The organism is Lutibacter sp., from assembly GCF_041562875.1.
Classification (GTDB): domain Bacteria; phylum Bacteroidota; class Bacteroidia; order Flavobacteriales; family Flavobacteriaceae; genus Lutibacter.
The window spans coordinates 1-8,728 of the sequence record NZ_JBFFOE010000098.1; the positions used below are offsets into that span (position 1 = coordinate 1).

General features: G+C 27.8%; 5 protein-coding genes. 1 reads left to right on the forward strand and 4 read right to left on the reverse strand.

All coding sequences use genetic code 11. The features are described 5' to 3' along the window. Positions 1-374 precede the first annotated feature (374 nt). Entirely contained in the window at positions 375-1,100 is a 726-nt protein-coding gene (locus tag ABY863_RS11290; protein WP_372794880.1) for a LytR/AlgR family response regulator transcription factor, read from the reverse strand. Positions 1,101-1,327: 227 nt separating this feature from the next. Between ABY863_RS11290 and ABY863_RS11295 the strand changes: the two genes are divergently transcribed. Beyond that, positions 1,328-1,525 (forward strand): hypothetical protein, encoded by a 198-nt coding sequence (locus ABY863_RS11295; RefSeq protein WP_372794882.1) that lies wholly within the window; start codon positions 1,328-1,330, stop codon positions 1,523-1,525. Between the two features lie 343 nt (positions 1,526-1,868). Here the strand turns inward: ABY863_RS11295 and ABY863_RS11300 are convergent, their stop codons facing one another. The 3 genes from ABY863_RS11300 to ABY863_RS11310 all read right to left on the reverse strand — a co-directional run bounded on the left by ABY863_RS11300 (position 1,869) and on the right by ABY863_RS11310 (position 7,950). Continuing rightward, entirely contained in the window at positions 1,869-4,130 is a 2,262-nt protein-coding gene (locus ABY863_RS11300; protein ID WP_372794884.1) for an inorganic phosphate transporter, read from the reverse strand. A gap of 329 nt (positions 4,131-4,459) precedes the next feature. Continuing rightward, a complete protein-coding gene (locus ABY863_RS11305) occupies positions 4,460-6,841 on the reverse strand; it encodes a ribonucleoside-diphosphate reductase subunit alpha (protein ID WP_372794886.1) in 2,382 nt (793 codons plus the stop codon). Between the two features lie 131 nt (positions 6,842-6,972). Next, on the reverse strand, positions 6,973-7,950 hold the full coding sequence (locus tag ABY863_RS11310; protein ID WP_372794888.1) for a ribonucleotide-diphosphate reductase subunit beta: 978 nt from the start codon (positions 7,948-7,950) through the stop codon (positions 6,973-6,975). Between the last annotated feature and the right edge of the window lie 778 nt (positions 7,951-8,728).

Sequence of the window (8,728 nt, forward strand, 5' to 3'; positions counted from 1 at the left end):
AGCAGCTCCATCTTCACCTGTTGCAAAAAGGTCTTGTGAATTATTTGTATCTTGTGTGTAAAGAGCTTCGTCATCAGCAATAGAATCAGAAGTACAAGAAGTTAATGCCATAAAAAATAAAGAAAATGCGAAAATAAATTTAATTGCTTTCATAATATTAAAGGTTTTAGGAAATTGAAAATATGTTTATAATTTTGTCTTCAGTTTATAAATTTACATTCTAAAGGTTTCGTTTTTTTAGAAAACCAATAAGCTGTATGTATTAAAACTTTTGACTAAAGTACTTTAATTAAGGTAGTTATAAGCCCCGTTTATATCTTCTTTAGTAAAACCGTAATATACAGGTGTAAAACCTGACTTTGTGAAAGGAAAATTTAATTTAAAGATTGGTAAGAATATTCTGATAAGTCTTTGTTCATACTTTCTATGTTACCAATATATGTTTTGGTAAATGGAACTTCATAATTATTTCTTTTAATAGTACATATGAATTTACCGTATTGAATTCTTGAAACATAATTTTTGTTAATAATATAACTCTTATGAATCCTATGAAAATGATTAGGTAAAATATCTTCAAATGTTTTAAGGGTTTTAAAAGCACTAATAATATTACCGTCACTCATATAAAAATCGGTATTATTATTATCAGCTTTTAAAAATAATATTTCATCTGTTTTTAAATATTGATAATCTTTATACGATTTTAAACAGATATTTTTTCTTGATTGTGCTGGGATTTTTTTTAAGACTTTTAAAACGGACTTTCTAATCTCTAATTCGGTTAAAGGATTTAATAAAAAATCAAAAAAACCATTTTTTATAACTTCATACACTTTGTCTTTTGAAGAAGATATTGCTATAAATACTGGAAAATCATCATTAAATAAATTTAATTCCTGAGCTAATTTAAATGGATTCTCAATAACGTTATCAATATTAAAAAAAACCAAATCTGGAGTTTCTTTTAATATGATGTTCATTGCACTGTTGTAATCACAAGAAGCGCCAATATAATTAAATTCATAATAATCTTCTAAAACATTTTTAATGCTTTGGATAGAATGAGGGTCGTTATCAATAATAAAATAGTTTCTCATAATTTTTTGGGGACAAATATTTAGTTTTACGCAAAACTACTAAAGTTTTAACAAAACATTGTGTGGTTTATCCTTCCTTTATTTATGGAAAACCCCATGCTTGTATAATTATATCTTACTTAATTTTATAATTGCAATATTAGTACGTTTTATTTTATATAACTTTAGTTAACCCCTTGTAAAGTTAATAGTTAAATTAATTATAATAACTTTTTGGTTAACAAGAAATGAAAAAAAAACTACGTAAATATAAAAAATCAAGAACTAAATCAGAAATGAAAAAAACGATACATAAGGATTCTAAAAGTAATGATACTAGCTTTAAAAGTTTAGATAATAACACCTCTAAAGACAACGTAGGACAGCAAAATAATAAATATCCAAGTGATATTCAGGGGTTATTTGAACGTTTAGGAATTGATTAACATCTTTTAAATAAGCCCCAAAATGTTAGTTTTAATTCTAAAATTTAGCCTTCTAATTTATTACTATTTAGTTATTATCATAACTAAATAGGATACTTTGATTTCTAACATATTTGCACAAATATTTTAATTATATTCATCAAAAAAGCTGCTAAAAATTTTAGTGGTTTTTTTAATTTTTAAAAGAAAATTTAAAGCTCGGCTATTAAAGAAAGAGATTTAATTATGGTTCAACCCTCCATTTTAAAATAAAGAACTTTGTATTATTAAAAAAGGTCAGTTTTATAAATTAAAAATGCCTTCAAAATTTGAAGGCATTTTTAACACATTTTATACTATATTTTTATTTTATCTTATTTTCTTGTATGTAAAACTCTTGATATAATTGCAATAAGCTCATTAAAGCTGTTATTAAATCTTTAGTTTCCAATAAAATACCAAAATACAATGTGGTGTTTTTAGGGCTTGATTCTTCTGTTCTAATTCTAGTAATTTGCTTATCAATAGATTCAGAAACATGATTTATTAGATCTTGCATATTATCAACCATTTTTGATAAATCATCAAAAGTCTTTTTACTAAAATTATTTTCAACGTCATTAAAAACACTTGTTAACATTTCATTAATCAATTTTAAATCAGCTATTTGAGGTTTCTTTAAATTTTTATGATTGTTGTTAACATGTTTAAAACTTGTAGCGGAAATAAATTCAATAGATTGAGTTACATCTTGTAAATAACCAAGAACCAATAAATAAAATCTACTCGCTTTTATTGAAGAAGTTGTATCATCTAAAGACTTAATAAAATAGAAGACTTCTTCTTTAAGTTCATCCAATTCTTTATTCAATTTTTTAACGTGCTTTTCAGTTTTAGAAAGTTTATTTAAATCATGGTTTGATAAATCGTCCACTACATTTGTGAATAGCTTATTTGAACGTTTTAAGACTTCTGAAATATGATCTGAACTTTCATTTATTACTTCTTTAATTGTTACTAATTCAGCTCGTTTAATATGTTTTTTTTCTTTTTTTTCTTTTTCTCTTCTAGTATGTCTTACTGTACTTCTCCCTAGTAAAAACAAAACAAGGATTAATAAAATTGATATAGAAACTAATTCTCCTAAATAAATTATATATAAAAAAACTGCAGCAACCGTAAATGCTGATAAAGCTGTTAAAAACCAACCTCCAATAACATTAAACACACCTGCAACTCTATATACTGCACTTTCTCTTCCCCAAGCTCTATCAGCTAATGAACTACCCATAGCAACCATAAATGTAACATAAGTTGTAGATAAAGGTAATTTTAATGAAGTTCCTAAAGAAATTAAAATACCAGCAACAAATAAATTTACTGAAGCTCTAACCAAATCAAAAGCAGGAAGTTCATACGTTTTGTCTTTAGGTAAATTAATTACAGGTTTTTGAAATTTAGAATCTATCCATTGAAGTGTTTTCTGTGGAAAAACTTTAATAATCAATTCATTAAAAACTATTGCACCTCTTACTACAGTTCTTGATGCTGCGTTAGATTGAAATTTTTCATGACCATCACCTTGTCTTGATAAGTTGATACCCGTTTCTATCACTGATTTTGCTTTTTTAGAAAACCAAAGTGTTATTACCATTATTAGACCAGCTAAAAACAAAAGTAAAGGCTGAGTTTGAACTTTTTCTGCTAATACACTCATTGGAAATTCATTCGCTGGAATTCCAGAAATGCTCCATTCTTGGTATGAATTCCAAGCTGCAATTGGCACACCTATAAAGTTTACCAAATCATTCCCTGAAAAAGCCATCGCCAATGAGAAAGTACCAATAACAATAATGAATTTTAAAATATTTATTTTAAATACTGATATTAATAATTGGGATAATAATGTCCAACCAATAAAACCATATAAAATAATTTGAAGTGTATTTCCTTCTATTAAATGTTTAAAACTACCATAAAAGGGTGTTCCTTTCATCCCTTTTACAAAAATAAAATAGGTAATTGCTGTAATTGCAAACCCTCCAAATAATGCGTTTATGTAACTTTTTCTTTTTTCAAAATGAAAAGAGTACAGTAATCGCGATATAAATTGCACTAAAGCACCCACTGTAAAAGCTATAAAAACTGACAATAAAATACCTGAAATAATAAGTAAAGCCTTTTCTGAATTTATATATTTACCTAAGCTTGATAAGGTTTCTGTTTCACTATTTGAAATTTTAATTAATGCCATTGCAACTGCTGCACCTAACAATTCAAAAACAATTGAAACAGTTGTAGAAGTTGGCATTCCTAATGAATTAAAAACATCTAACAGTAAAATATCTGTAATCATTACCGCCATAAAAATGAACATTATTTCATTAAAATAAAATTCACTAGGATTAAAAATTCCTTTTCTTGCAACTTCCATCATTCCACTTGAGGTAATTGCCCCAATTGCAACTCCTAAACTTGCAATTACTAAAATCCATTTAACAGAAATCGCTTTTGAGCCAATTGCTGAATTTAAAAAATTTACGGCATCATTACTAACACCAACAACTAAATCAATTACAGCTAGTACAACAAGTGCTACAAGCATTAAAATGTAAATATCTCCCATTTTTAAAATCTATAATAAGTTCGCAAAATTACCCTCAAAATTTAAGTTCAATGTTAAGTTAATGTTAACAATAGCCAAAAGCTAATATATGTCATGTTTTTTATGTGAAAAAACTTAAGTTATAAAATAATTAGAATTTTTTATAAAAAAAGAGTCTCAATTTAAAATTGAGACTCTTGCTATTGGGCTGATTATTTAATAACGTTATAAAAAAAGGTTCTTCCGAACGTTAATTAAGTATATAAAGATCCAAAAAAATAATAGGCCATTCATTTTATTTAGAATATTTTATATACAAGATATTAACAATTATAAATTTCTACTATTATCTAAGATCCACACATTTCACAATCATCTGGGTTGTTTTGTGATGCGATTAACATTTCTTTTAATTCTTCTGGAGACAAAGGCTTTACTTCTTCATTTTTGCTTTTTGAAACCGTAAATTGTGTTGCATTTACAGCACTTTTTGTTCTCAAATAATACATTCCTGTTTTTAAACCAGATTTCCAAGCATAAAAATGCATGGATGTTAATTTAGAATAATTAGCATCTTGCATAAATAAGTTTAATGATTGTGATTGATCTACAAAATAACCTCTTTGACGAGACATATCTATAATATCTTTCATACTTAATTCCCAAACGGTTTTATACAACTCTTTTAATTCTTGTGGAATTACATCAATATATTGAATAGAACCATTGGCACGCATGATTTCTTCTTTCATATCATTATCCCACAAGTTTAATTCAACTAAATCTTCTAGTAAATGTTTATTTACCACAATAAATTCACCACTTAAAACTCTACGTGTATAAATATTCGAAGTATACGGTTCAAAAGCTTCATTATTTCCTAAAATTTGAGAAGTTGAAGCTGTTGGCATTGGGGCAACTAATAAAGAATTTCGCACACCATTTTGCATCACTTCTTTTCGCAAAGATTTCCAATCCCATCTTCCACTTAAATCATCTTCAGAAACACCCCACATATTAAATTGAAATTCACCTTTTGACATTGGTGAACCTTTAAATGTTGAATAAGGTTCTTTTAATTTTGCAATTTCCATTGATGAAGTTACCGCTGCAAAATAAATGGTTTCAAAAATTTCTTGATTTAATTTTTTTGCTTCATCACTTGTAAAAGGCATACGCAACATAATAAATGCATCTGCCAAACCTTGAATTCCTATACCTATTGGCCTATGACGAACATTTGAATTTTCAGCTTCTTTTACGGGATAATAATTGCGATCTATAACTGTATCTAAATTTCGTGTCACTTTTTTAGTAACTTTAAACAGTTTTTTATGATTGAAAAATTTCACACCATCCTTATCTTCTTCAACAAACATTGGAATGGCAATTGATGCTAGATTACAAACTGCGACCTCATCTTTTGCAGTATATTCCATAATTTCAGTGCACAAGTTTGATGAACGAATTGTACCTAAATTTTTTTGATTTGATTTTCTATTTGCAGCATCTTTATATAGCATATAAGGATTACCTGTTTCAATTTGAGCCTCTAATATTTTTTCCCAAAGCTCGCGAGCTTTAATAGTTTTTCTTCCTTTTCTTAATTTTTCGTATCCTATATATAATTTCTCAAATTCATCTCCATAGGTATCAAATAAATGTGGACATTCATTTGGGCACATTAATGTCCATTCTCCATTTTCTTCCACACGGTTCATAAACAAATCTGGAATCCACATCGCATAAAATAAATCACGCGCACGCATTTCTTCGGCTCCTGTATTTTTACGTAAATCTAAAAAATCAAAAACATCCGCATGCCAAGGTTCCATATAAATTGCAAAAGAACCTTTACGTTTTCCACCTCCTTGATCTACATAACGTGCTGTATCATTATACACTTTTAACATAGGTACAATTCCGTTTGAAGTACCATTAGTTCCTCTAATGTATGAACCTGTAGCGCGAACATTATGAATTGACAATCCAACACCACCAGCAGACTGAGATATTTTAGCCGTTTGTTTTAAGGTGTCATAAATTCCATCAATACTATCGTCTTGAATTTGCAACAAGAAGCACGATGACATTTGTGGCTTTGGTGTTCCTGCATTAAATAATGTTGGTGTAGCGTGCGTAAATATTTTTTTAGACATTAACTCATACGTCTCTATAGCTTCATCAATATCTTCCATATGAATTCCAACTGAAACACGCATTAACATATGTTGAGGACGTTCTACTATTTCACCATTTAGTTTTAATAAATACGAACGTTCTAATGTTTTAAAACCAAAATAGTCGTACCCAAAATCTCTATTATAAATAATGGTTGAATCTAGTTTTGCTGCATTATCTGAAATCACTTTATATGCTTCATCTGATAAAAGTGGTGCTTTTTTTCCTGTTCGAGGATTCACATAATTGTATAAATCCATCATTACTTCTGAAAAAGATTTCTTTGTATTTTTATGTAAGTTAGAAACAGCAATTCTAGCAGCAAGCTTCGCATAATCTGGGTGTTGAACTGTCATTGTAGCTGCAGTTTCCGCAGCTAAATTATCAAGTTCAGAAGTTGTAACACCATCATATAAACCTTCAATAACTCTCATAGCAACCTTTACAGGGTCTACTAATTTATTTAAGCCATAGCACATTTTCCGAACTCTAGATGTAATTTTATCAAACATCACAGGTTCTTTTCTCCCATCTCTTTTTAGTACAAACATAAGTTACATGTATTTTTAGTTAGTTTAATTTTAAAAAAAATCACATAGGCAATTACACTATTGATTTTTAAATAATTCAAATTCAAGAGGGATTGAATTCTATTTTGTTTTTTTGATTTTTATACAATAATTTAAAAATCGGCATCAAAACTAAGATCTCCTGCTCCAGTTCCACCACTTTTCACACCTGCTTTTTGATATTCGGAAACTCGTTTTTCAAAGAAGTTCGTTTTACCTTCTAATGAAATCATTTCCATAAAATCAAATGGGTTTGATGAATTGTATACTTTATCACATCCAAATTCAGTCAATAATCTATCCGTTACAAATTCTAAATATTGCGTCATTAATTTGGCGTTCATTCCAATTAAACTAACAGGTAATGATTCTGTTATAAAAACACGTTCAATATTTAACGCATCAACAATAATCTCTGTGATTCTTTCTTTTGGCACTTTATTTACAATGTGATTGTTGTGTAAGTGCACGGCAAAATCACAATGTAAACCTTCATCTCTAGAAATTAATTCGTTTGAGAAGGTTAAACCAGGTAACAATCCTCTTTTTTTCATCCAAAATATAGAACAAAAACTTCCTGAGAAGAAAATACCTTCAACAGCTGCAAAAGCAATTAAACGTTCTGCGAAACTTGGACTATCAATCCATTTTAATGCCCAATCTGCTTTTAATTTAATGGCTGGAAAAAAATCAATAGCTTGAAATAATTCATTTTTCTCAGCTTCATTTTTAACATACGTATCAATTAACAATGAATATACTTCAGAATGTATGTTTTCCATCATTATTTGAAATCCGTAGAAAAATTTCGCCTCTGAATATTGAACTTCACTTACAAAATTTTCTGCCAAATTTTCATTTACAATACCATCAGAGGCAGCAAAAAACGCTAAAATATGTTTGATGAAATAACGCTCATCATTACTTAATTTTGTTTCCCAATCTATTACATCTTGATGTAAATCTATTTCCTCAGCAGTCCAAATACTTGCTTCCTGTTTTTTATACCATTCCCAAATATCTTGATGTTGGATTGGAAAAATAACAAATCGGTTTTTGTTAGGCTGTAAAATAGGTTCAATGAAGGACATTAATTTTGGCTTTATCTTAGTTAGTAATTCGTAAAATTTCGGTTAAAACGAGAAAAGCAAAGATTGAAAAAAAACAGACACTAAAAAAGGACACTTATTCACAATTGACACTAAGTTCTTAACATTTTTATGATTTATTAATAAACGAGTAAATCATCTTAATAACTGATTATCAATATTTTATATTTATTAAAATTAGCTCGTAAGTTGATTTTACTGAGATTATTTAAAAAAAATTACTTAAGAAAAAAAGGTAGTCTAAAAGTTATTAAAATTCGTTTTACAAACTGAATTTGTCGAAGTTTATATTGGTTATCTATAAATTAATAGAACATAAGATTCATTTTTAAAAACTACCTTTTTAAATAAATTTAATCTCTAACATACGGTTTTATGGTTAAATTGATTGTTCTACTCGCTTTTAAAACAAATATTCCAATATCATTTTGTGGAATTGATTGTTTTCATCAATATTTAAAACATGAATTTTCCCTACGTTTAATTTTGTAGTTACAAAAAGCAGTATGTCATTTTTTTGAATATGAAACCCTTTTACATTATCTGCCTGAATTAATAAATCTTGACGCGCTTCAAATAATTCTGTTATTTTATCTCCAGTTAAAGAGTTGTATAATTTTTCTCTTTTAAGCCAAATTGGATTAAAAATAGTGGCATTTACTATTGAAATGGTATCAATTTCAACTGCTATTTATATTCTAATTCATTTATATGAAAATTCTTCAGAATTAGTGCTGTCTTTTAAAATTATGGATGCTTG